The sequence below is a fragment of the Nonomuraea sp. NPDC059194 genome, from assembly GCF_042754765.1.
Taxonomy (GTDB): Bacteria; Actinomycetota; Actinomycetes; order Streptosporangiales; family Streptosporangiaceae; genus Nonomuraea.
In genome coordinates this window covers 45,286-70,267 of the sequence record NZ_JBHZBH010000032.1, presented here as the reverse complement: position 1 = coordinate 70,267, position 24,982 = coordinate 45,286, and the positions used below count along the sequence as shown (strand labels likewise).

The 24,982-nt window shown below is 73.5% G+C and carries 11 protein-coding genes; 5 read left to right on the top strand and 6 right to left on the bottom strand.

The window, feature by feature from the left end:
- Window positions 1-2: 2 nt before the first annotated feature.
- Window positions 3-1,022 (bottom strand): FecCD family ABC transporter permease, encoded by a 1,020-nt coding sequence (locus ACFXJ8_RS31760; protein ID WP_379647668.1) that lies wholly within the window; start codon window positions 1,020-1,022, stop codon window positions 3-5.
- Window positions 1,023-1,162: 140 nt separating this feature from the next.
- Here ACFXJ8_RS31760 and ACFXJ8_RS31755 point away from each other — a divergent pair, with 140 nt between their 5' ends.
- Genes ACFXJ8_RS31755 through ACFXJ8_RS31745 form a run of 3 tightly spaced genes read left to right on the top strand, consistent with a single transcriptional unit; the run spans window position 1,163 to window position 17,913 of the window.
- A complete protein-coding gene (locus tag ACFXJ8_RS31755) occupies window positions 1,163-2,176 on the top strand; it encodes an iron-siderophore ABC transporter substrate-binding protein (protein WP_379647667.1) in 1,014 nt (337 codons plus the stop codon).
- 42 nt (window positions 2,177-2,218) lie between these two features.
- Window positions 2,219-17,701, top strand: a complete 15,483-nt coding sequence (locus ACFXJ8_RS31750) for an amino acid adenylation domain-containing protein (protein WP_379647666.1) — start codon at window positions 2,219-2,221, stop codon at window positions 17,699-17,701.
- Window positions 17,698-17,913 (top strand): MbtH family protein, encoded by a 216-nt coding sequence (locus ACFXJ8_RS31745; RefSeq protein WP_379647665.1) that lies wholly within the window; start codon window positions 17,698-17,700, stop codon window positions 17,911-17,913. The genes ACFXJ8_RS31750 and ACFXJ8_RS31745 overlap by 4 nt, the downstream gene beginning before the upstream one ends.
- A gap of 15 nt (window positions 17,914-17,928) precedes the next feature.
- Here the strand turns inward: ACFXJ8_RS31745 and ACFXJ8_RS31740 are convergent, their stop codons facing one another.
- From ACFXJ8_RS31740 to ACFXJ8_RS31720, 5 genes are all read right to left on the bottom strand, one after another.
- Entirely contained in the window at window positions 17,929-19,662 is a 1,734-nt protein-coding gene (locus ACFXJ8_RS31740; protein WP_379647664.1) for an ABC transporter ATP-binding protein, read from the bottom strand.
- Between the two features lie 79 nt (window positions 19,663-19,741).
- Window positions 19,742-21,418, bottom strand: coding sequence for an ABC transporter ATP-binding protein (locus ACFXJ8_RS31735; RefSeq protein WP_379647663.1), 1,677 nt, complete (start codon window positions 21,416-21,418; stop codon window positions 19,742-19,744).
- 361 nt (window positions 21,419-21,779) lie between these two features.
- A complete protein-coding gene (locus tag ACFXJ8_RS31730) occupies window positions 21,780-22,985 on the bottom strand; it encodes an ROK family protein (RefSeq protein WP_379647662.1) in 1,206 nt (401 codons plus the stop codon).
- Window positions 22,986-23,068: 83 nt separating this feature from the next.
- Window positions 23,069-23,449: a DUF1992 domain-containing protein gene (locus tag ACFXJ8_RS31725; RefSeq protein WP_379647661.1), complete on the bottom strand. Its 381-nt coding sequence runs from the start codon at window positions 23,447-23,449 to the stop codon at window positions 23,069-23,071.
- Window positions 23,450-23,531: 82 nt separating this feature from the next.
- Window positions 23,532-24,275: a hypothetical protein gene (locus ACFXJ8_RS31720; RefSeq protein WP_379647660.1), complete on the bottom strand. Its 744-nt coding sequence runs from the start codon at window positions 24,273-24,275 to the stop codon at window positions 23,532-23,534.
- Window positions 24,276-24,581: 306 nt separating this feature from the next.
- On the opposite strand from ACFXJ8_RS31720, the gene ACFXJ8_RS31715 reads away from it, so the two are divergent.
- Together ACFXJ8_RS31715 and ACFXJ8_RS31710 are read left to right on the top strand one after the other, a co-directional pair.
- Window positions 24,582-24,761, top strand: a complete 180-nt coding sequence (locus ACFXJ8_RS31715) for a hypothetical protein (RefSeq protein ID WP_379647659.1) — start codon at window positions 24,582-24,584, stop codon at window positions 24,759-24,761.
- A gap of 10 nt (window positions 24,762-24,771) precedes the next feature.
- Complete coding sequence (locus ACFXJ8_RS31710) at window positions 24,772-24,960, top strand: hypothetical protein (protein ID WP_379647658.1); 189 nt, start codon at window positions 24,772-24,774, stop codon at window positions 24,958-24,960.
- Window positions 24,961-24,982: the final 22 nt, after the last annotated feature.

Below are 24,982 nucleotides of genomic sequence, written 5' to 3'. Positions count from 1 at the left end.
GGCTACAGCTCCGCGAGCCTGCGGCGGCGGACCAGGGCGATGAAGAAGGGGGCGCCGAGGAAGGCGGCCATCAGGCTCACGTCGAGCTCGGTGGGGCGCACGACGACGCGGCCGAGGATGTCGGCCACCAGCAGCAGGCACGGGGCGAGCAGCATCGAGGCGGGCAGCAGCCAGCGGTGGTCGGGGCCTGTGATCATTCTCACCATGTGTGGGACGACGAGCCCGACGAAGACGATCGGTCCCGTGACGGCGACCGTCGCTCCGGTCAGCAGGGTGACGGCGAGCGCGCCGCGCAGCCGTACCAGGACGAGTCTGCGGCCGAGTGCGGCGGCGACGTCGTCGCCGAGGGACAGGCTGTTGAGCGCGGGTGCGGTGCTCAGCGCCAGCAGCGCGCCGCAGGCCAGGAACGGCAGGACCGTCAGCAGCGTCGCGCCGTCGTGCCCGGTCAGCGAGCCGGCCGACCAGTAGCGGTAGCGGTCGAGCGCCTCGGGGTCGGTGAGCGCGATGCCGCCGGTCAGCGAGTCGAGCAGGTAGGTCACGGCCACGCCCGCCAGCGCGAGCTTGACGGGAGAGGCGCCGCCCCTGCCCCTGCTGCCCAGCGCGTAGACCACGACGCCGGCCAGCGCGGCGCCGCCGAAGGCGAACCAGATCAAGGACGACAGCCCGCTCACGCCGAGCGCGGCCACGGCGGCCACGATGCCGAACGCGGCGCCCGCGCTCACGCCGAGCAGCCCGGGGTCGGCCAGCGGGTTGCGGGTCAGGCCCTGCATGAGCGCTCCGGCCAGCCCGAGGGCCGCGCCGGCCAGGATCCCGACCAGCGTGCGGATCAGCCTGGTGCCGGAGACGATGGCCGCGACCTCGGCGTCGACGCTCGCCGGGTCGGTCAGCGCCGTCCAGACCTGGCCGAGCGGGATCGCCCTGCTGCCGACGGCCAGCGACAGCGCGCAGAGCACGAGCAGGACCCCCGCGCTCGCCGCGATCAGGAGCGGACGCCGTGCCGCGGCGGCTTTCAGCTGTGTCACGAAGATCCGATCTGGGGGCACTTTTAGGTAAGGCATACCTCACTGAGGCCTTTGACGCAAGACTTTTCCCCGAATTGAAGATAGGTAAGGCTTACCTTAGTCTGCGTGCCGGTGACACTCCTGATCCGGAAGAGGAAACTATGTCCAAGCGTCTCTCGACGGTGCTCGCGGCACTGGCGCTGACCGTCGCCGCCGGCTGCGGCACCTCCAGCCCCCCAGCCGGTACGGCGCCCGCCCCCGCACCCTCTTCGTCCGCCCCGCCGTCGGGAGCGGCCTTCCCCGTGAAGGTCGAGCACATCTACGGCACGACCGAGATCGCCAAGAGGCCCGAGCGGATCGTCACCATCGGCCTCAGCGACCACGAGCCCGTCCTCGCGCTGGGCTTCAAGCCGGTCGGCGTCGTGGACTGGTTCCAGCGCAGCCCGTTCACCGACTGGCCGTGGGCAAAGGACAAGTGGGGCGGCACCGAGCCCACCGTGCTCGGCCTGCGCGAGGACGGCGTCAAGTTCGAGAAGCTGGTCGCGCTCAAGCCCGACCTGATCTTCGCCATGTACTCGGGCATCCAGAAGGAGCACTACGACAAGCTGTCGAAGATCGCTCCCGTGGTCGCGCAGCCGAAGGGCTACGACCCCTACGCCGCGCCGTGGCCGGTGATGACCCTGCTGGCCGGGCAGGCGTTGGGCGAGTCGGCCAAGGCCGAGCAGCTCATCACCGGCATCAAGGACAAGTTCGCCCAGGCCCGTGAGGCCAACCCGCAGTGGAAGGGGCTGAGCGCGGTCGCCGCCGACAGCTTCAAGGCGGGCCAGTACTTCGCCTTCCAGCAGGGCGACCCCAAGTCGGCCTTCCTCGCGGAGCTGGGCTTCACCGTCCCCGAGGGGATCAACAAGGAGGCCGGCAAGCTCAACGGCGTCGAGTTCGGCTCCGAGCGCATGGACCTGCTGGAGGTCGACCGCCTCGTCTGGCTCACCACCGGCAAGGAGCCGTGGGAGCGGATCAAGAACGACAGCGTCTACAAGGAGCTGAAGGTCGCCAAGCAGGGCCGCGATCTCTTCCTGACCTACCAGGACCCGCCGATCGGCGCCGCGCTGTCCTTCAACACGGTGCTCAGCATCCCCTACGCCATCGACCAGGTCGTCCCGCTCATCAAGAAGTGACGTCCCGGCAGTCCCTCCAGAAGTGACGCGAAAGGCAGCCAGATGTCCGTACTTCCGCTGACCGGAGCCCAGACCGGAATCTGGCTGGCCCAGCAGATAGAGCCGGACAGTCCGGCCTACACCATCGGCTGCTACGTGGAGCTCTCGGCCGACGTGCCGCGGCTGGCCGGCGCGATCAGGCAGGCGGTGGACGAGGCGGAGAGCTTCCACGTCGTCTTCGCCCAGGAGGAGGGACGCCCCGTCCAGATCACCGGGCCGGCCGGTGAGTGGCCGCTGCCCGTGCTCGACCTGACGGAGGAGGCCGCGCGGGCGTGGATGGCGGCCGACCTGGCGCGGACCGTCGACCTGGCCCGCGGCCCCATGTTCGCCCACGCGCTGCTCAGGCTCGGCGACGGCCGGGTGTGGTGGTACCAGCGCTACCACCACCTGGTCACCGACGGCACCGGCGTGCTGCGCCTCATCCAGCGGGTGGCCCACCTGTACGGCGAGGGCCCTCACGAGGAGGTCGACTGGTCCTATCCCCGGCTGGTGGCGGCCGACGCGGACTACCGCGCCTCTGCCCAGCACGCCGCGGACGCCGACTTCTGGCACGACCGGCTGAAGGGCCTGCCGGACGAGCCCGCCAGGTTGGTGGAGTGCCCGCCGGCCCAGGCGGTCAGCGCGGTGCGGCGCACGGTGCACCTGTCGGTGGAGCGCTCCGACCGGCTGAGGGCGGCCGCCGCCGCGCTGGGCATCCGCCTGTCGCGCCTGGCCATCGCCGCCGTCGCCGCCTACCTGCACCGGGCCACCGGCGAACGTGACGTGGTGCTCGGCCTGCCCGTCATGGGCAGGCTCCAGGGCGAGGACTCCCCCGCGCTGATGTCCAACGTGCTGCCGCTCAGGCTCGCGGTCAGCCCGTGGACCACGGGGTCCGAGCTGGTCGCGGCGGTGGCCGAGGAGGTCAGGCGGCTGGCCGGGCACGCCCGCTACCGGGGCGAGGACCTGGCCAGGGAGCTCGGCCGGGTCGAGGGGTTGCGCACGCTCGTCGGGCCGACCGTGAACGTCATGCCGTACCACGAGGAGATCAGGTTCGGCGACGGCGGCTGCTCCATCGGCCACCTCTCGCTCGGGCCGGTCAGCGACCTGTCCGTGGTGGTCTACGACCGGCCTGCGGGGCAGGGGCTGCGGATCGACTTCGATGCCGACGCCGCGGTCTGCGCTCCCGAGGAGCTCGCCGAGCACGAGCGGCGCTTCCTGCTCGTGCTGGAGGCGGTGGCGCGGCGGCCCGACCTGCCGCTGGGCGGCATCGACCTGGCGCCCGTCCCGCCGGTGGAGGCGCTGCCCGACCTGCCGAGGCTCTCGTGGACGTCGGCCTTCCTGCGGCAGGCCGAGCTCGCGCCCGGCAAGGTCGCGGTGATCTGCGAGTCGGAGCGGCTGACCTACGCGCAGCTGAACGCCAAGGCCGACCGGCTCGCCCACGCGCTGCGCGCCAGAGGTGTCGGCGCCGAGGATGTCGTCGCGGTGGCGGTGCCCCGCTCGGCGGACATGGTGGTCGTGCTGCTCGGCGTCATGAAGGCGGGCGCCGCCTACCTGCCGCTCGACGCCGACCATCCGGCCGACCGGCTGGCGTACATGGTGGAGGACGCCGGGGCGCGCCTGCTCGTCACGGTGCCGGGTCACGCCGGAGATCTGCCGCTCCCCCGGCTCCTCGTGGACGACCTGCCGCAGGCCCCTGAGGGCGGCGCGCTGCCCGAGGGTGAGCTCGACAGGGCCGCCTACGTCATCTACACCTCGGGCTCGACCGGCCGCCCGAAGGGCGTCGTGATCTCCCACGACGGGGTCGGCGCGCTCATCGCCACCGCCGCCGAACGGCTGGGCGTCGACTCCTCCAGCAGGGTCGCGCAGTTCGCCTCCGTGGGCTTCGACGTGGCCGTGTGGGACCTGGTCATGTCGCTGTGCGTGGGCGGCACGGTCGTCGTCGTGCCGTCCGAGCGGCGGGTGGCGGGCGTGGAGCTGACCGGCTACCTCACCGAGCACCGGGTGACCCACATGATCCTGCCGCCGTCGCTGGTGGCGGCGCTGCCCGCCGAGTGCGAGCTGCCCGAGGGCGGCGTGCTCGTCGTCGGCACCGAGACGGTCCCCGCCGAGCTGATCGCCCGGTGGGGCGATCGCCTGCGGGTCGTGGTCGCCTACGGCCTGACCGAGGCGACCGTCAACTCCACGCTGTGGCTCGCCGAGCGCGGCTGGTCGGGCCCGGTGCCGATCGGCGTGCCCGACCCCGGCACCCGCTGCCACATCCTCGACTCCGCGCTGCGCCCCGTCGCGCCCGGCGTCGCGGGCGAGCTGTACGTCGGCGGGCGCGGCCTGGCCAGGGGCTACCTCGGCAGGCAGGCGCTGACCGCCGAGCGGTTCGTCGCCGACCCGTTCGGCGGGCCTGGCGAGCGGATGTACCGCACGGGCGACCGGGCCCGCCGGCGCTCCGACGGCACCATCGACTTCCTCGGCCGCGAGGACGGCCAGCTCAAGATCCGCGGCTACCGCATCGAGCCGGGCGAGGTCGAGAGCGTCCTGATGAGCCACCCCTCGGTCGCGCAGGCGGCGGTCGCCGCCGTCGAGGACCACAGGGGCGTCAAGCGCCTCGTCGGCTACGTGACGGGCGAGGCCGGTCTCGACACCGCGCCGCTGCGGCAGCTCGCGGCGGCCGCGCTGCCCGAGTACATGGTGCCCGGCACGATCGTCGTGCTGGAGGGGCCGCTGCCCCTGACGCCGAACGGCAAGCTGGACAGACGGGCGCTTCCCCAGCCCGTGTGGACGGCACAGGCGGGCGCCGCCGCGCCCACCACCCCCGCCGAGCGGACGCTCGCCGCGCTGTTCGCCGAGGTGCTCGGCCTGCCCTCGGTGGGCGTGCACGACAGCTTCTTCGAGCTGGGCGGCGACAGCATCGTCGCGATCCAGCTGGTCAACAGGGCCAGGCGGGCGGGTCTGGCGATCACGCCGCGCGAGGTCTTCCAGCACAGGACCGTGGCGGCGCTGGCGCAGGGGCGCGGCGCTGCCGTACCGGAGCAGGTCCATGACCCGGGCGTCGGGGTCGTGGAGGAGACGCCGATCGTCGGGTGGCTGCGCGAGACGGGCGGGCCGATCGACGGCTTCCACCAGTCGGTGACGGTCCGCGTGCCCGCCGATCTCGACGAGGGCGTGCTCATCGGGGCGCTGCAGGCGGTGGTCGACCACCACGGGATGCTGCGCGCCAGGCTGCTGCGCGGCGAGGACGGCTGGCGGATGGAGGTGCCGCCGGCGGGCGCGGTGCGTGCGGCCGACCTGCTGTCCGTCGAGGACACCGGGATCGTCCAGGCGCAGCCGTCCGGCACCGAGGTTGCCGCTGAGCAGGGGGCCGCCGTCGGGCAGCCGTCCGGCAGCGTGGTTGTCACCGAGCAGGGGGCTGCGGTCGGGCAGCCGTCCGGCACCGGGGTTGCCGCCGAGCAGGGGGCTGCGGTCGGGCAGGCGTTCGGGGTCGAGGCGGCCGTCGGGCGGCTGGATCCCGCGGCGGGAGTGATGTTGCAGGCGGTGTGGTCGGCTGCGGCGCGGCGGCTGTCGCTGGTGGCGCACCACCTCGTGGTGGACGGGGTGTCCTGGCGCATCCTGCTGGCCGACCTGGCCCAGGCCGCCAGGGCGGTGGCCGCGGGTGAGCCGGTCAAGCTGCCGCCGGTCGCCACCTCGTTCGCGCGGTGGTCACGGCTGCTGGCCGAGGACGCGCTGACCCCTGCCAGGCAGGCCGAGCTGGAGGCATGGCGGGCGGCGCTCGCCGAGCCCGCGGCACCCCTTGCGATGGGGCCGCTCGCCGGGCCCGCGACACCCCTCGGGCCGAGGCAGCCCGACGAGCCGGTGACCCGTCTTGGGGTGAGGCCGCCTGCCGAGCCGGTGACCCGTCTTGGGGTGAGGCCGCCTGCCGAGCCGGTGACCCGTCTTGGGGTGCGGCCGCTCGACGAGCCGGTGGCGCGTCTTGGGGTGCGGCTGCTCGACCCGGTGGTCGACACGGCCGCGCGCGAGCGCAGGCTGACGGTTTCCCTGCCTGCCGACCAGACTTCCCGGCTGCTGACCGACGCCGTCGCCGCCTACCATGGCACCGTCAACGACGTCCTGCTGACGGCGCTGGCCGCCGCCTTCTCCCGCCGTCACGGCGCGGGCGGCCTGCAGGTCGAGCTGGAGGGGCACGGCCGCGAGCAGGACCAGGTGGCCGGTGGCGCCGACCTGACCCGCACGGTCGGCTGGTTCACCAGCATGTACCCCGTCAGGATCGACGCGGGCGACCTGGCGTGGGAGGAGTTCCGGGCGGGCGGCTCACCGGTGGGCGCCGCGCTCAAGCGGGTCAAGGAGCAGCTGCGCGCCGTACCCTCCTCTGGCCTCGGCTTCGGTCAGCTGCGCCGCGAGCTGCGTGACCTGCCTGCACCCGAGCTGCTCTTCAACTACCTGGGACGCTTCAGGGCAGGCGGCGACGCGGACTGGGAGCCCGCGGGCGACGGCGCTCCGCTGTCGGCGGGGCGCGATCCCGGCATGCCGCTGACGCACCACCTGGAGATCAACGCCATCGTCCGCGACGGCGCGTCGGGGCCGGAGCTGAGCGCGACCTGGTCGTGGCCGGAAGGGGTCCTCGTCCACGCCGACGTCGCCGGGCTGGCCGAGGCGTGGCTGGAGGCGCTGCGCGGGATCGCCGTCCACGTGTCGGGGCCAGGCGCGGGCGGGCACACGCCGTCCGACTTCCCCATGGTGGCGCTCGACCAGGAGGAGATCGACGCGCTCCCGCGCGAGCTCGAGGACGTCCTGCCGGTCACGCCACTCCAGCAGGGCCTGTTCTTCCACTCGCTGTCCGACCCCGACGTCTACACCGTCCAGCAGGTCGTCGAACTGGCCGGGCCGGTCGACCCGGCGGCGCTGCGCGAGGCGGTGCAGCGGCTGGTGGACCGGCACGCGCCACTGCGCGCGGGCTTCCTGCAGCGCGCCGACGGCAGGGTGGCGCAGTACGTCGTCCGGCACGTCACGGTCCCGTGGGAGGAGGTCGCCTCCGCCGACGTCGAGGCGGTCGCCGGGCGAGAGCGCGCCCGCCCCTTCGATCTCGCCGCGCCGCCGCTGCTCAGGGCCACCCTGGTCAACGGGCGGACGCTCGTCCTGACGCTGCATCACCTGGTCGCCGACGGGTGGTCGGTGCCGATCATGCTGCGCGAGCTGCTGGGCGAACGGCTCGGCGACGTCACGCCGTACCGCGACTACTTCGCCTGGCTGCTGAGCCGCGACGACGAGGCGGCGCGGCAGGCCTGGGGGCGGGCCCTGGCCGGACTCGACGAACCGACACTCCTCGGCAGACCGGTCGAGGCAGGCCCCGCAGGCCCGGCCGCGCAGGCGGTCGAGGAGGACCATGCGGGCCAGGCCGGGCAGGCCGGGCGGGCGAGCCACGCGGACCAGGCCGGGCAGACGGGGCAGATTGCTTTTGAGGTGGGCGCGGAGCTGGCCGAGTGGGCGCGGGCGCGTGGGCTGACGCTGAGCACGGTCGTGCAGGGCGCGTGGGGTCTGCTGCTCGGCAGGCTGACCGGACGGCACGACGTCGTCTTCGGCACGACCGTCTCCGGCAGGCAGGCCGCCGTCGAGGGCGTCGAGTCGATGGTCGGCCTGCTGGTCAACACCGTCCCCGTACGGCTGGCCTGGCGCCCGGAGGACCGTCCCGCCGACCTGCTGGCCAGGCTCCAGGACGCCCAGGCCAGTCTGCTCGACCACCAGCACCTCGGGCTTGCCGAGATCCAGCGGATCGCCGGGTTCACCACCCTGTTCGACACGCTCGTGGCGGTCGAGAACTATCCCGTCGAGGGCGACACGACGGCCATTTCGGGAATCGACGTCCGCGACGGCTCGCACTACCCGCTGTCGCTCACCGTCGTGCCGGGGCGGCGGATCGCGTTCCGGCTCGACCACACCATCGGCCAGGAGGCCGCCGCCCGGCTGGCCGACGGGTTGAAGCGGCTGCTGGACGGGATGGTGGCCGACGCAGACCGGCCGGTGGGCCGCCTCGACCTGATGGACCTCGACGACGCGCGTCTGGTCGGCGGGCCGCGCGAGGCGCCGCTCACGACGCTGGCCAGCGCGTTCGCGGCCCAGGCCGCCAGGACGCCCGACGCCACCGCGGTGATCTTCGGCGCGGATGAGGTCTCCTATGCGGAGCTGGATCGCCGGGCGCGGGCCCTCGCGGTACGGCTGGCGGGCCGCGGGGTCGGCCCCGGGCAGTTCGTCGCGGTGGCGCTGCCCCGCTCGGTCGAGCTGCTCGTCGCCCTGCTCGGCGTGCTGAAGGCGGGCGCGGCCTACGTGCCGCTGGACCCCGATTATCCGGCGGAGCGGCTGGCGTACATGCTCGCCGACTGCGGCGCCCACCTCGTCGTCACCACGCCCTCCTTCCCCGAGCACGAGGGGGTGGAGCGCATCATCATCGGCAAGCCCGGCGAGGTCGCGTCCGGTGCGAGCACGCCCGGCGAGAGTGCAGCCGATGAGGCGTCGCCCTATGAAACCGCACCCCGTGAGCGCGCGGCCGGTGAGAGCGCGGCCGATGGGAGCCAGGCTGTCCTGCGGCCTGCCTCGCCGGGCGATCCCGCGTACCTGATCTACACCTCGGGCTCGACCGGCCGCCCCAAGGGCGTCGTCGTCACCCACCGGTCGATCGTCGGCCACCTGGCGTGGGCGCAGGACCTGTTCGCCATGGACGCCCGCGACAGGATGCTGCAGCAGGCCTCGGCGAGCTTCGACGCCTCCGTCTGGCAGATCTTCTGGCCGCTGTGCTCGGGCGCCGCCGTCGTGCTGGCCGAGCCCGGCGGGCACGCCGACCCCGCTTACCTGGCGGGACTGATCAGGGACCGGCGGGTGAGCGTCCTCGACATCGTCCCGTCGATGATCAGAGCCTTCCTGTCCACCGACGAGGTCACCCGGGATCCGGGCTGGGCGGCGAGCCTGCGCAGGGTCTTCGGTGGCGCGGAGGCGCTGACCGGCGAGCTGGCCCGCCGCTGGCGGGAGCTGACCGGCGTGCCCGTCGACAACGCCTACGGCCCCACCGAGGCGACCGTCCAGGTCACCTGGTGGGACGGCGACGAGGACGGCGCACCCGAAACGGGCGCACCTGAAACCGGCGCACATGGAACCGGCACACATGAACCCGGCGCGCATAGAACCGGCGCACATGGAACCGGGGTGCCGATCGGCAGGCCCGTCTGGAACACCGGCCTCTACGTCCTGGACGTCTGCCTGCGACCCGCGACGGAGGGCGAGCTCTACGTCTCGGGTGAGCAGCTCGCCCTCGGCTATCACGACAGGCTCGCCCTGACCGCCGAGCGGTTCGTCGCCGACCCGTTCGGCTCGCCGGGCACGCGCATGTACCGCACCGGCGACCTGGTGCGGATGCGTCCCGACGGCGCGCTGGAGTACGTCGGCAGGACCGACCACCAGGTCAAGATCCACGGCAACCGCGTCGAGCTCGGCGAGGTCGAGGCACGCCTGGCGGCCCTCGACGGCGTCGCCGAGGCGGTGGTCGTCGCCCGCAACCACGGCGGCGTCACCCGCCTGATCGGCTACGTCGTCCCAGAGAAGGACACCGGGAAGGACCCTCAAGAGGGCGCTCAGAAGGGCGCTCAGAAGGGCGCCGAGAAGGACACTCAGAAGGGCGCCGAGCTCGACGGCGCAGGACTGCGCGCCGCGCTGGCGGCGGCGCTTCCCGCGCCGATGGTGCCGAGCGCGGTCGTGATGCTGGACCGGCTCCCGCTCACCGTCAACGGGAAGCTGGACCGCGAGGCGCTGCCCGTCCCCGAGGCCGCGCCGAGGAGCGTGCGCGCGCCCAGGACCGACCGGGAGCGGCTGTTCCGCGACATCTTCGCCGAGGTGCTCGGCGAAGATGTCGGCGCCGACGACGACTTCTTCGCGCTCGGCGGCGACAGCATCGCCTCGATCGCCGTCTCCGGCCGGGCCCGCAAGGCGGGTCTGGCGGTCAGCCCGCGTGACGTCTTCGCCTGCCGTACCCCTGCGGCGCTGGCGGCGGCGACCACGCAGGCGGTCGAGGAGACGCCCGCGGTCGAGCTGATCACGCTGACCGGCGAGGAGGCCGCGAGCGTACGGCGCGCCAGCCCGGTTCCCGTCGAGGACGTCTGGCCGCTGTCGCCACTGCAGGAGGGGATCTACTTCCATTCCAGCTACGACGCCGACGCCGTCGACGTCTACACCTCGCAGGACGTCTTCGAGTTCGAGCGGCCCGTCGACCTCGACCGGCTGCGCGCGGCCTGCGCCGCGATGCTGGCCCGCAACCCGGGCATGAGGGCGGGGTTCACCGCCGAAGGGCTGTCGGCTCCGGTGCAGTTCATCGGCGCGGAGGTGGCGCCGCCGCTGCGCGAGATCGACCTGTCGGCGATGCCGGAGGCCGAGCGGGACCGGGCGGTGGCCGAGCTGCTGGCCGAGGACAGGATGACCCGGTTCGACCTGGCCGACCCGCCGCTGATGCGGCTGCTGCTGATCCGCCTGGGCGAGCGCGACCTGCTGGTGCTCAGCCACCACCTGATCCTGTGGGACGGCTGGTCGGGCTGGCTGGTGATGGAGCAGCTCCTCGGCGACGCCTCCGCGACGCGGGCCGCGCCCGGCAGCTACCGCGACTACCTGGCGTGGCTGGCCGCGCAGCCGGTCGGCGAGGCCCTGGCCGCATGGCGCGAAGCCCTGTCGGGGCTGGAGGAGCCGACGCTCGTCCGGCCGGCCGACGACGGCCTGCGCCCGGCGATCCCCGTCAACCTCGACGTCGTGCTGCCCGCCGAGCTGGGCGACGGCCTGCGGGCGCTGGCGCGCGAGACGGGGCTGACGCTCAACACGCTGCTCAACGTCGCGTGGGGGCTCGTGCTGACGGCCACGGTCGGCCGCGACGACGTGGTGTTCGGCGCCGCGGTGGCGGGCAGGCCGGCGGCGGTCGCCGACGTGGAGGGCATCATCGGGATGTTCCTCAACACGGTGCCGGTGCGGATCGGCTTCGACCCGCGCGAGACGGTGCTCGACCTGGCCAGGCGGGTGCAGGACGAGCGCGTGGCGCTGATGCCGTACGAGCACGTGGGGTTGGGCGAGCTGCATCGAGTGAGCGGTCACCGGCGGCTCTTCGACACCCTCTTCGTGCTGCGTGAGGCGGGCGGCGAGGAGCGGATGGGCGAGTTCGCCGGCCGCCACGGGATCGTGAACGTGACGGCGGCCGACGCGACCCACTATCCGCTCACGATCGTCGTGACGCAGGGCGCACGCCTGCGGGTGACGCTATCGCACCGGCCGGAGGTGGTCGACGACGCCGGCCGGGTGCTCGACCGCTTCACCACCGTGCTCTCCCGCCTGGTAGCGGCGCCGCGGGCCCTGGTGGGCGCCGTGGACCTGCTGCTGGAGGACGAGCGCCAGGACGCCGCGGAGCCGCGGCCGCTGCCCCGCTCGACGGTGGCCGAGCTGCTCGCCGAACAGGCGGCGCGCACCCCCGGTGAGGTGGCGCTGGTGTTCGGACAGGAGCGGCTGACGTACGCCGAGCTCGACGCCCGCGTCAACAGGATGGCCAGGCTGCTGATCGAACACGGCGCCGCGCCCGAGCGGATCGTCGCGCTCGCGCTGCCCCGCTCGGCCGACATGGTCGTGGCGCTGTTCGCCGTGCTCCAGACGGGCGCGGCCTACCTGCCGCTGGACCTGGAGTACCCGGCCGAGCGGCTGGCCTTCATGATCGCGGACACCTCGCCCGCGTGTGTGGTGTCCACCGGCTCGGTCGTGCTGCCGGAGACCGGGGTGGCGCGCGTCGTGCTCGACGACCCCGCCACCGTCGCCCGGCTGGCCGCGCTGCCGCCGGGCGAGCTGGCCGACGCCGAGCGTCCTGGCTTCGCCCGCGACCTGCCGCACCGGCTCGAACACCCCGCCTACGTGATCTTCACCTCGGGCTCGACCGGCAGGCCGAAGGGGGTCGTCACGCCGTACCTGGGCCTGACGAACATGCAGTTCAACCACCGCGAGGCGATCTTCCAGCCGGCGATCGCCGCGGGCGGGGGACGGCGGCTGCGCATCGCCCACACGGTCTCCTTCGCCTTCGACATGTCGTGGGAGGAGCTGCTGTGGCTGGTGGAGGGGCACGAGGTCCACGTCTGCGACGAGAACCTGCGGCGCGACGCCGAGGCCCTGGTCGCCTACTGCGACAGGGAGCGCGTGGACGTCGTCAACGTGACGCCGACCTACGCCCACCACCTCATCGAGCAGGGCCTGCTCGACGGGCACCGGCCGCCGCTGGTGCTGCTCGGCGGCGAGGCCGTCTCCGAGACGGTGTGGGCCGCGCTGCGCGACACCGAGGGCACCTTCGGCTACAACCTCTATGGCCCGACCGAGTACACGATCAACACGCTGGGCGCGTCCACCGACGACAGCGCGACGCCGACCGTGGGCCGGCCGATCTGGAACACGCGGGCGTACGTGCTCGACTCCGCGCTGCGTCCGGTGCCGCCCGGCACCCCCGGCGAGCTCTACATCGCGGGCGTCGGCCTGGCTCGCGGCTATCACCGGCGTCCAGGGCTGAGCGCCGCCGCCTTCGTCGCCGACCCGTTCGGCGCGCCAGGCACCAGGATGTACCGCACGGGCGACCTGGTACGGCTGCGCCCAGACGGCAACCTCGACTTCCTCGGCCGCACCGACGACCAGGTGAAGATCCGCGGCTACCGGGTCGAGCCGAGCGAGGTCGCGGCGGCGCTGGAGGAGCACCCGCTGGTCTCGCACGCGGCGGTGGTCGCCGACGGCGGCAGGAGGCTGATCGGCTACGTGGTGCTCGATGCCGAGGGCGGGGACCTCACGGAGGAGATCCGCCGGTCACTGAAGGAAAGGCTGCCCAGCTACATGGTGCCCGCCGCGCTGGTCGCGGTGGACCGGCTGCCGCTGACCGTGAACGGCAAGCTGGACGTGCGGGCGCTGCCCCAGCCCGCCGTCAGCGGCGGCGGGCAGAGCCGGCCGCCCCGCTCGGCGCGCGAGCGCGTGCTGTGCGAGCTGTACGGCGACCTGCTGGGCGTGGACGGCGTCGGCATCGACGACGACTTCTTCGACCTGGGCGGCCACTCGCTGCTGGCCACCCGCCTGGTCAGCAGGGCCCGCACGGCGCTCGGGGCGGAGCTGGCGATCCGCGACCTGTTCGAGGCGCCGACGGTCGCCGAACTCGCCGCGAGGGTGAGCGAGCGCGACCCGCGCCCCGCCCTGACGGCGGTGGCCGAGCGTCCGGCCGAGCCGCCGCTGTCGTTCGCGCAGCAGCGGCTGTGGGTGATCGAGCAGTTGGAAGGCCCCTCGGCACTCTACAACTTCCCGCTGGTGATGCGGCTGCGCGGCGAGCTCGACGTCGAGGCGCTGCGGGCCGCGCTGGCCGATCTGGCGGCCAGACACGAGGCGCTGCGCACGCTCATCGTCGAGCGGGAGGGCCGGCCCTTCCAGCGGGTGGTACCCGTGGAACAGGCGGTCCCGCCGGTCGAGGTGGTCGACGGAGAAGGGGTCTCGCTGGAGGAGATCACCGCCAGGCCCTTCGACCTGGCGGCCGAGCTGCCGCTGCGGGCCACCGTCGTCAGGCTCGGCGAGCGCGAGCACGTGGTGGCGCTGCTGCTGCACCACATCACGACCGACGAGTGGTCGGACGGCCCGTTCCTGCGCGACCTGTCGGCCGCCTACGCCGCCCGTCGCAGGGGCCAGGCACCGGAGTGGGAGCCGCTTCCGGTGCAGTACGTCGACTACACGCTCTGGCAGCGCCGCCTGCTCGGCGACCGGAGCGACCCCGACAGCCTGGCCGCCCGCCAGCTCGCGTTCTGGCATGAGACGCTGCGCGGCGCGCCCGAGCGGCTCGACCTGCCGACCGACCGGCCCTCCCCCGCCCGGCCGACGTCGGCGGGCGGCGAGCTGCGCGTCGCGTTCGGCCCGGACGACAGCGAGCGGCTGCGGCGGCTGGCCCAGCGGTCGGGCGCGAGCATGTTCATGGTCTGCCACGCGGCCGTCGCGGCGCTGCTGCACCGCCTCGGCGCGGGTGACGACCTGCCGCTCGGCGTGCCGGTCTCTGGCCGCACCGACGAGGCCGTGGACGATCTCGTGGGTTTCTTCGTCAACACGCTCGTGCTGCGCGCCGACGTGTCGGGCGAGCCGACCTTCGCCGAGCTGGTGGCCCGGGTGAGGGAGCGGGGCCTGGCCGCCTTCTCCCACCAGGACGTGCCGTTCGAGGCGGTTGTCGAGGCCCTCAATCCGGTACGGTCACCCGGCCGCAACCCGCTGTTCCAGGTGATGGTCGGCTACCGCAACCGAACCGACGACGACTTCGCCATGGAGGGCCTGGAGCTGCTGCCCGCGCCCGTGGACGCCGGCACCGCCAAGTTCGACCTGGTGTTCAGCTTCGTCGAGGACGCCGCGATCTCCTGCGTGATCGAGTATCGCGCCGACCTGTTCGACAGGTCCACGGTCGCCGCGATCGGCGAGCGGCTGGCGGGGCTCGTCGGGGTCGTCGCCGCCGACCCCTCGGTCGCGGTCGGCGAGATCGACGTGCTGACCCCTGCCGAACGGGAGCTGGTGGTCACCGGTTTCAACGCGACCGACCGGCAGGTGGCCGAGGAGAGCCTGCACGGGATGTTCCGGCGCAGGGCCGCCGAGCGGCCCGACGCCGTCGCGGTGGTCGAGGGCGGCCGTTCGGTCACCTACGCGGAGCTGGACGCCCTGTCCGACCGGATGGCGGGGATGCTCGCCCATCACGGTGTGCGGCAGGAGAGCGTGGTCGGCGTCGCGGTGCCGCGCTCGGTGGACATGGTGGCGGTGATGCTCGGCGCGCTCAAGCTCGGCGCCGCGTTCCTGCCGCTGGACCTCGCCCATCCCGCCGACCGCCTGGCGTACCTGGTCGGCGACTCGGGGGCGAAGGTGGTGGTGGCCGCGCAGCCGGTCGAGGGGCTGGACGTGCTGCTGCTCGGCGACGCCCTCGCCGGCCCTCGGCGGACGCCCGTCCTGCCCGAGGTCGCGCTCGACCAGGCCGCGTACGTCATCTACACCTCGGGCTCGACGGGCCGGCCGAAGGGCGTGATCGTCACCCACGAGGGCATCGGCAGCCTGGTCGCGACCGCAGTCGACCGAATGGGGCTCACTCCCGACAGCAGGGTGCTGCACTTCGCCTCGATCGGGTTCGACGTCACGGCCTTCGAGCTGGCGATGGCGCTGTGCCACGGCGGCAGCCTCGTCCTGGTCCCCGACACCGCGCGGGTGCCGGGCCGCGAGCTGACCGACTTCATGAACGAGCAGCGGATCACCCACGCGATCCTGCCGCCGTCGCTGGTGGCGGCGCTGCCCGCCGGCTGCGAACTGCCCGAGGGCTGCACGGTGCTGGTCGGCACGGAGACGGTGCCGCCGGACGTGATCGAGCGGTGGGCGGGCAGGCTACGGCTGCTGGCCGCCTACGGCCTGACCGAGGCGACGGTGAACTCGACGCTGTGGGCGGCCGAACCCGGCTGGGCCGGGGCGGTGCCGATCGGTGTGCCCGACCCCAACACCCGCGCCTACGTGCTCGACGCGCGCCTGCGTCCTGTGCCGCCCGGCGTGACGGGCGAGCTGTACATCGCCGGCCGCGGCCTGGCCCGCGGCTACCTCGGCAGGCACGGCCTGACCGCCGAGCGGTTCGTGGCCTGCCCGTTCGGCCCTCCCGGCGCCAGGATGTACCGCACGGGCGACCTGGCCCGCTGGCGGCCCGACGGCAACCTCGACTTCCTCGGCAGGGCCGACGACCAGGTCAAGATCCGCGGTTTCCGGATCGAGCCTGGCGAGATCGCGGGCGCGATGACCAGGCACCCGTCGATCACCCAGGCGGCCGTCGTCACCGACACCAGCGGACCGGAACCGCGTCTGGTGGGCTACGCCGTCTCGACGGCGGGCGCGCTCGACCCGGCACAGGTGAGGGCGCACGTGGCCGCGCTGCTGCCGCCCGCCATGGTGCCGTCCGCGGTGGTGGTGCTGGACCGGCCGCTGCCGCTGACGCCCAACGGCAAGCTGGACCGCGCCGCGCTGCCCGCGCCCGACTGGTCGGCGCTGACCGGCGGCGACCGCCCGCGTACGGGCCGCCAGCACCGGCTCGCCGAGCTGTTCGCGGAGGTCCTTGGCCTGCCCGAGGTCGGCATCCACGACAACTTCTTCGAGCTCGGCGGCCACTCGATGTCGGCCATGCGGCTGCTCGGCCGGATCCGTTCGACGCTGGACGCCCGCCTCACGCTGCGGTCCGTCTTCGACGCGCCCACCGTCGCCACGCTGGCCGCCGTGCTCGACGAGGACGATCTCGGCGAGCGGGCCAGGCTGCGGCGGCGGGATCTGCCCGCCGCGCCGCCACAGGAATGGCAGTGGTCCAGGCACAGGCAGGGGATGCCGTACGACATGGCGTTCGCGCTCCGCTCCCCCGACGCCGACGCCGCGGCGGCCGCGCTTGCCGACGTCGCGGCCCGGCACGAGCCGCTGCGCACGACGCTGTCCCGCCGCGACGGCAGGCTCGTCCAGGTGCCCGCCGCGCAGTGGCTGGAGCACGTCCGGGTGCGCGACCTCGACGAGGGACTGCGCGTGTTGGCGACCGAACCCGCCGAGCTGGAGGGGCGGCCTCCGCTGCGGGCCAGGCTGCTCACCGACGAGGCGGGCGCGCGGGCGCTGCTGCTGACCATGCACTACCTCGCCGTCGACGAGTGGTCGGTGGTGCCGCTCGTGCGGGACTTCGCCACCGCCTACGAGGCCAGGCGGCAGGGCGTCCCGCCGGTGTGGGAGCCGCTGCCGGTCGGCTATGCCGACTACACGAGGTGGGCTCACGAGGTGGCTGACGAGAGGCAGCTCGACTACTGGAGGCGGACTCTGCGCGGGATGCCTGAGGCCATCGCCCTGCCGTACGACAGGAAGGGTGAGGGGGTGCGGGGCGACCACGTCCGCGTCGCGCTCGACGCGGAGCTGCACGCGGCCATCGACGCGCTCGCCGCCGAGAGCGGCACCAGCATGTTCATGGTGCTCCACACGGCGTTCGCGACCCTGCTCACCCGGCGGGGTGCGGGCACCGACCTGCCGATCGCCTCGCTGGTGGCGGGCCGTACCGAGGAGGAGCTGACGGATCTGGTCGGCTGCTTCTTCAACACGGTCGTCCTGCGCACCGACACCTCGGGCGAGCCGTCCTTCCGCGAGCTGCTGGCCAGGGTCCGTGAGACCGACCTGGCTGCGCTCGACCGGCAGGACGTGCCGTTCGACAGGGTGGCAGGAGCGCTGCGCCTGCGCGCACCGCAGGTGATGATCGTCCACCACGAGCAGGCCGACACGGGCGAGCTCGCCTTCGAGTACGTCCCTACGGGGGCGCTCAACGCCGACCTGACGCTCAGCTTCTTCGAGCCGCGCGGCGACGGTCCCGTGGAGTGCCTGCTGGAGTACGCGACCGACCTGTTCGACCAGAGCACGATCCAGTCCATGGCGGACGAGCTGGTCCGCATTCTGACAACCGAAGTGAGGAGCAAGGCGTGAGCACGAACCCGTTCGAGGACAGGGACGGCCGTTTCCTGGTGCTGGTCAACGACGAGGGCCAGCACTCGCTGTGGCCGTCGTTCGCCGAGGTGCCCGCGGGCTGGCAGGTGGTCTTCGGTGAGGAGACGCGCGATGCCTGCCTGGAGTACGTGGAGACCCACTGGACCGACCTGCGGCCCCGCAGCCTCGTCGAGGCCACGGGGCAGGGCTGAACGGGGCAGGGCTGATCACCCCTCGCGGTGGTCCGACCAGGCCTCCCACAGGGCCGCGTAGCGGCCGCCGGCACGCACGAGCTCGTCGTGCGTGCCGGTCTCGGCCACCCGGCCCTCCTCCAGCAGCACCACGCGGTCGGCGGTGGCGGCCTGGGTGAGGCGGTGGGCGACGACCAGCGCGGTCCTGCCCTCGATCGCGGCGGCGGCCGAGGCTTCCAGCGCCCTCGCGCCCGCGCTGCCCGCCTCGGCCGTCGCCTCGTCCAGCACGACCACCGGCGGGTCGGCCAGCACCAGCCTGGCCAGCGCCAGCTGCTGGGCCTGGGCAGCGGTGAGCCGGTGGCCGCCGTCGCCCACGACGGTGTCGAGCCCGTCGGGCAGCGCCCGCGCCCACGCCAGCGCGCCGACGAGGTCGAGCGCGGCGGCAAGCTCCTCGTCGGAGGCCTGCGGCCCGGCGAGCCTCAGGTCGTCGGCGAGCGTGCCGGTGAAGACGTGCACCTCCTGGGTGAGCAGCGCGACGTGCCGGTCCGCGCCGTCGACGGCGACCGAGCCGCTGTCCGGGGCGTGGATGCCGGCGATCAGCTTGGCCAACGTGGTCTTGCCCGCGCCGCTGGTCCCCACGAGCGCGACCGTCTCCTTGGCCGCGATGTCCAGGCTCACCCCGCGCAGCACCGGATGGCCGCTCCGGTAGGCGTATCCGACGTCCGAGACGCGGACGTCCAGCGCGGCCGAGCCGCGGGCCAGCGGCGGGGCGGGCGCCGCGGCGGCCTCGACCACGCCGACCAGCCTGGCCAGCCCGGCCCCGGCGGCCTGCGCGTCGTCGACCAGGCCGAGCGCGATGTTGATCGGCGTGAAGAGGCTGTGGAAGTACAGCGCGGCGGCGCCTGCCGTACCGATCGTGACGGCGCCGCCGCGCACCAGCAGGTAGCCCGTCACCAGCACCGCCGACAGCCCGACCCACTCGGCCAGGTTGAGCCTGCCGTAGAACCTGGTGACCAGCCTGACGCCCGCCACCGCCAGGTCGACCGCGGCCCGTGAGCTCGCCCCCACCAGGCCGACGTGCCGGTCGGCCAGGCCGAACGCCCGCACGGTCGCCGCGCCGCCGACCGTGCCGAGCAGTTGCTGCTGCTGGGCGCCGACGGCCACCCGCTGCGACGCGTAGAGCGGTACGGCACGCCGCACGTACCAGCGCAGGGTGTGCGCCTGGATCGGCACCGCCAGCAGCGCGACGAGCAGGAAACGCCAGTCGAGCAGCGCCATCCCCACCAGGGTGAGCGCGATCGTGAGCACCGAGCGGGCCAGCGCGGGCAGCGCGTCACGGACCGCGTTGGTGATCACCGCCACGTCACTCGTGACGCGGGAGGTCAGGTCGCCGGAGCCGGCCCGCTCGACCTGGTCGAGCGGCAGCCGCAACGCCGTGTCCACGAAGCGTTCGCGCAGGGTGGCGAGCATCCCCTCGCCCAGCCGGGCCACGAGCGAGACGCCGATCGCGGTCGCCACGCCATAGCCGACCGCGATCGCCACCAGCCAGACGACCGGCTCGGTGATGGCGGAGGCCGGGCGGCCCTGGGTGACCAGGTCGATGATGTGGCCGAGCACCGGCGCGGTCAGCAGGCCGATCCCGGTCGCGACGACCAGGACGGCGGAGCCGCCCAGCGCCGTGGCCCGGTGGGGGTGGGCCAGCCGCCACACCGCCGCCCTGGTCTGTGCCGGGGTGGCGGTGGGCAGCAGCTCGCGCTCCTCGGTCGTCATCGACGCCTCCTCGTGGCGGTCACGTGCTCGCTCTTCTTGGCATCTCGCCGCCGTGTGCTCCGTGCTTTCGGCGGTCGGGTCACGCCAGGACCGTCGCGCGGTAGGTCTCGTGGTCGTGGACGAGCTCAGCGTGGGTGCCGTGGGCGATCCGGCCGTCGCCGTCCAGGAAGATCACCCGGTCGGCCCCCGCCAGCAGCGCGGGGCTGGTCACCACCATGATCGTGGTGCACCCTTGTCTGGCGGCCCTGATGCCCCGCGCGATCCTGGCCTCGGTGGCCGCGTCCACCGCGGTGGTCGGATCGTGCAGGACCAGCACCGGCGGCGCCGCGGCCAGCGCCCTGGCCAGGGCCACCCGCTGGCGCTGGCCGCCCGACAGCGACAGCCCCCGCTCGGTGAGCGGCGTGTCCATCCCGTACGGCAGCGCCGCCGCCACCTGGTCGGCCGCCGCCGCTGCCATCGCGGGAGCGGCGGCGTCGGGCTCGGCCGCGACGTTCTCCAGCAGCGTCCCCTCGAACAGGTCGGCGTCGTGCTCGGCCACCACGATCGCCCTGCGCACCTGCCCGGGCTCGATGCTCGACAGCGGCACGCCGTCCAGCTCCACCACACCCGATTCGGGGTCGGCCGTCCTGCCGAGCACCTTGAGCAGCGAGGTGGCCGCGGCGGGGTCCGTCGTGACGACGCCGAGCAGCTCACCGGGCGCCACCTCGACGCTCACCTCGCGCAGGACGCCGTAGGAGACGTCCCGCAAGGCGAGCCCGCCCCGCACGTCCACCGGCAGTCCGTCCTCGCCTCCCGCCACCGCGGGCGGCGCGGACAGCACCGACGCGATCCTGGCCGCCGAGGCCCGGCCCTGGGCGAATTCGCCGTTGGCCCAGGCCAGGATCGACAGCGGAGTCAGCAGGAACTGGGCCAGGCCGACCGCGGCCACCAGCCCGCCCACGCTGATGTCGCCCTCAGCGGCCAGCCGTCCGCCCACCAGCGCCACCACCGCGATGAACACGCCGGTCAGGATCAGCATGCCGCCGTCGTGCCAGGCCTGCGCCCTGGCCGCCCGCACGGTCGCGGCCAGCGCGTCCCTGCTGGTCCTGCGATACCTGTCGACCGCCGCCCGCTCGGCGCCGATGCCCTTGAGCACCCGCAGTCCCGCGACGAGATCGGCGGCCACGCCCGAGGCGCGGGCGGCCCGCTCCTGCTCGGCGCCGCTGCGCCGTTCCAGCGGCTTGCCCAGCAGGTGCGCCAGCGCCAGCAGCGGCGGGACGCCCAGCAGCACCAGCAGGCCGAGCGGCACCGACACCATCAGCAGCGCCACGCCACCGGCCAGCAGGCCCGCCAGGGCCGACACACCGGCGGCCAGCGCGACGTTGACCGCGCCCACCCGCTTGGCGTCGGAGGTGGCGACGGAGACCAGCTCGCCGGGCAGCCGTCCCGTCTCCGCGCCCGCCCTGTGCTCCAGGACCCGGCCGGTCAGCGCGAGGCGTAACTCGTGGGCGGCCAGCTCGGCGGCCTTCTCGGCGGCGCGGGCGCTGAAACGGTAGCTGTAGGACAGCCCGGCGAACACCAGCGCGAGGACCGCGATCCAGGTGACCAGGACGCGGGCGTCGCCGCCCGAGATCGCCTGGTCGATCACCACGCCGATCACGACGGGGACCAGCGCCTCTCCTGTCTGGTGGCCGGCGGCGAGTACGGCTCCGCCCGCGGTCTGTCGCCACTGTCCGGTGATGGCACGTCGCAGGACGTCACGGCCTTCGATGGGCACTGCTGCGGTTCCTCCGGTCGTCACGGGCTTCGCGTCGCACTAAGGCGAGCCTAACCTAATCCTGCGGACCGCAGGGGCGCCTGTGGGGTCGGGGCGTCCGCTTCGCCGAGGGAGCGTGGGCCCCATGTCAGCAGGCCCGGGGGCGAGGGCCACGGACCCCAGGAGGCCGGGGTCAGGGGCCGGGGTCAGGGGCCGGGGTCAGGGGCCGGGGTCAGGGAGCCCGGGCTGAGGGAGCCCGGGGTCAGCACGCCTGGGGTCGGCACGCCTGGGGTCGGCCCGAGATCGGGAGGGCTTCGGCTAAGGCGGCCTGGGGTTGGGGGTCAGGACCTGGGGTCTGGGGTCTTGGCTTGGGGGCCTCGGGTCAGGAGGCCTGGGGTGAGGGGAGACGGCCCGAATCGACCGAGTCGAGGACGCGGGCGGCGCCGCCGAGGGCCGCCGCGCCGTACCCCAGGGTGGAGGCGACGATCCGGCAGCCGCCCAGCCCGGCCGCGATCGTGCGCTCTTCGGCCTCGGCGGCGGCCGCGGGCAGCAGCCACGGGGCGAGCGGCACGTAGTAGCCGCCGAGGATCACCGCCTCGGGGTTGAGGAGATTCGTGGCGATCGCGATGCCCCTGCCGAGATCGCGGCCGACCCTGGCGAGCCGGTCGAGGGTCCGCCGATCGCCCGCCTCCGCCCGGCGGACGACCTCCGCGATCGCGGGCTCCACCTGCGCGGGGTCCGTGGCGGAGACGAAGACCCCGATGCCCGCCACCGCCTCCAGGCAGCCGGTACGGCCGCATCGGCAGGCGGGCCCCTCGGGGTCGATCTGGATGTGCCCGATCTCGCCGCTGAACCCCTGACCGCCCCGCCGCAGCCGCCCGTCGAGGATGACTCCGGCGCCGACGCCGACCTCGCCGGTCAGGTACACCAGGTTCGGCGTGCCGCCGAACGGGCCGAACCGGTGTTCGGCCAGCACCGCGAGATTCGCGTCGTTCTCGACCTGGACGGGCAGGCCGGGCTCGTGCAGGGCAGTGGCGAGGTCGCCCGCCAGGTCCACCATGCGCCAGCCGAGGTTGGGCGCGACCACGACCGTGCCGCTGGTGGCGATCAGGCCGGGTACGGCGACCGCCACCCCGAGCACCTGCCGCCGGTCTCTCGTCATGCGGCTGATGACGCGCCTGGTGAGCGCGGCGAGCGCGGACACGGCCCGCGCGGGCGTGGCCGTCGCCCCGGGGAAGGAGCGCCGCCACGACAGCAGCCGCTCCCCCGACAGGTCCACCGCGACGGCGGTCAGATAGTCGACGTTGATCTCGAGGCCGATCGCCGCGTACGGCGAGCCGTCCAGGACCAGCATCGTGGCGGGCCGCCCGACGCGGTTCTCGGTCAGGCCCACCTCACGCACGAGCCGCCGGTCGATGAGATCGGCGACCAGGCTCGACACGGTTGCCTTGTTGAGCCCGGTGGAGGCGGCGATCTCGGCTCTGGAGCACGGCGCGTGGTCGCGCACGAACCGGAGGACGACGGCGAGGTTGGCCGCTCTGACGTCGGTGAAGTCCGCGGGCCTGGGGCCCGATGAGGAAGTGATCAAGGTCAACCCCGTTCCCCGACGATCGGCCAGGCCGCCCCATCATGCCGCACGCCAGAGCCCGGCCACCAATCGCCCGGTCTCTGTCAGCCGTCGTCCCGCCAGCCGTCCAGGAACTCCTCGATGTCGTAGGGCATCAGGTTGAGCGGCGGGCCCGACATCGCCTTCCTGTTGCCCTCGACGATCTTCCCGTTGATCTCTTCGAGGATGCTCCTGACCTCGTCCTCGGTGGCGGCCGCGCGGGCCTTGGCCAGGGCGGTCTCCGCCTCCTTGCGCAGGGCGAGGGACGGCGGAAGCGGCATGGTGAGGCTCTCGTCGGCGAGCTTGCGCTTGACCCACCACAGCTCGTCGGTCAGCTCGTTCCTGTTCGGCAGCGGCTTGCCCGCGCCGGGCAGGTCGTCGAACTCCCCGCGCTCCTGCGCTTCGCGAATCTGCCGGTCGATCAACGTCTCGAAGCGATCGGTCATGGACGCTCCTCCCGCGTGTCAGGCGATGTCGCCATCCTGACACGCGCCAGACCCGCCCCTACGCAGGGGTGCACGGCTAGAGCTAGACCGAGATGGTCAATAAAGGGACATCGTCCACGGGCAGCGTGCGCATGAGCGGGGAGAACCCGCCGTCACCGGTCAGCCTCCTCGCCGCGCCCGCGTGACCGCACCGGGCGGCCATGGTGTGGAAGAACCTCGCGATCTCCCGCTTGGCGTGCCCCTCGGCCTCGTAGGCGGTGCCGTACTCGAAGGCGATCTCGATCGCCTTCGAGTACGCATGCGGGTCGCGGTAGAGCTGTGCCGCGCCCTGGTGACCGGCGTGGGCTGCCTGGCTCAGCCACTCGTCGGCCTCCTCGCCCTGGTCGTGCAGGAGCTGGATCACGCCGAGCTGGTAGGAGGCGTCGGCGTTGCCCTCCCCCGCCCACCTGACCAGCCTGGCGCCCGTCCTGCCGTAGCCGGCGAGGTAGCGGCGGTGCAGCTCGTCCAGCGGCTGCTGCGACCCGGTGGGCCGCGCGGCGCGGGCGTCCCGCCAGCGCCGCTCCCATTCGGCCATGGTCACCGGCACCGGCGACAGCTCCGCCTCGACCGCCGCCGCCTCGACCGCCTTGACGAAGGAGGCGACCCACGGCCACTCGGGCGGTCGCTCCCGCTTGCCGTTGAGGATGTCGTTGATCGTGCTCCTGGCCAGGGCCCTGGGCAGGTTCTCGCGTTTGGCCAGCTTCACCAGCCGGCCGAGGGACGGCGAGCCTGCCGACTCGTGCAGTTCGTTGAGCTGCTCGATGAAACGTATGCGCTTGTCAGTCATCGTCCCTCGACAACAGGAATGGGTTGGTGAACTCGAAAGTGAACGAGACACATATTCCCACCGATAGGTAGTCAAGCTTGGCAGATTTGATATTCCACCCCATCCGGATTGCCCGCCCCTTGAAACCCGCCGGTAACAGAAGAACTGTCCGGATATTTCCGGACGATATGGGATGCCGCGAATTCCGTCTGCATTCGTCCGGGTTTCCGAAAAGGCGTGGCGGCGGTACGGCACGCCGTCGCAGCATCGTTGCCTCACAGCCGACCAGAGGAGCACGCCCATGCCCCGCCACGCCCCGGCATCCCCGTGATCAGCGCAGTCCACCGGGCGTGCGCCACCCGCGAGGACGAATGGCTCCGCGACGTTCTCATCACCACGTGGGCGCTCACCACGGGCCGGCTCCCGCCACGCGACCCTCCCGAGGCCCTCTCGATCGAGGAACTGATCGAGTTCTGGGCCGATGACCGTCTTGCCGTCCAACCATAGGAACGACCTCATGTTCACCGTGCACACCCTGCTCGTCCTCACCGTGACCGCCGTGATCGCGGCGATCACGTGCGCGCTCGTCTTGGCCGGCGGCGCTTCCTGGCCCGTGGCGCTGTTGAGCTGCGGAGGGGCCGGAGGGGCGGTGCTGGTCGCACTGCCCCGGATGATCAACGGCGACGACGGCCGTGACGCCGACTGAGCCCGGCCCGCGAGCCGTACGG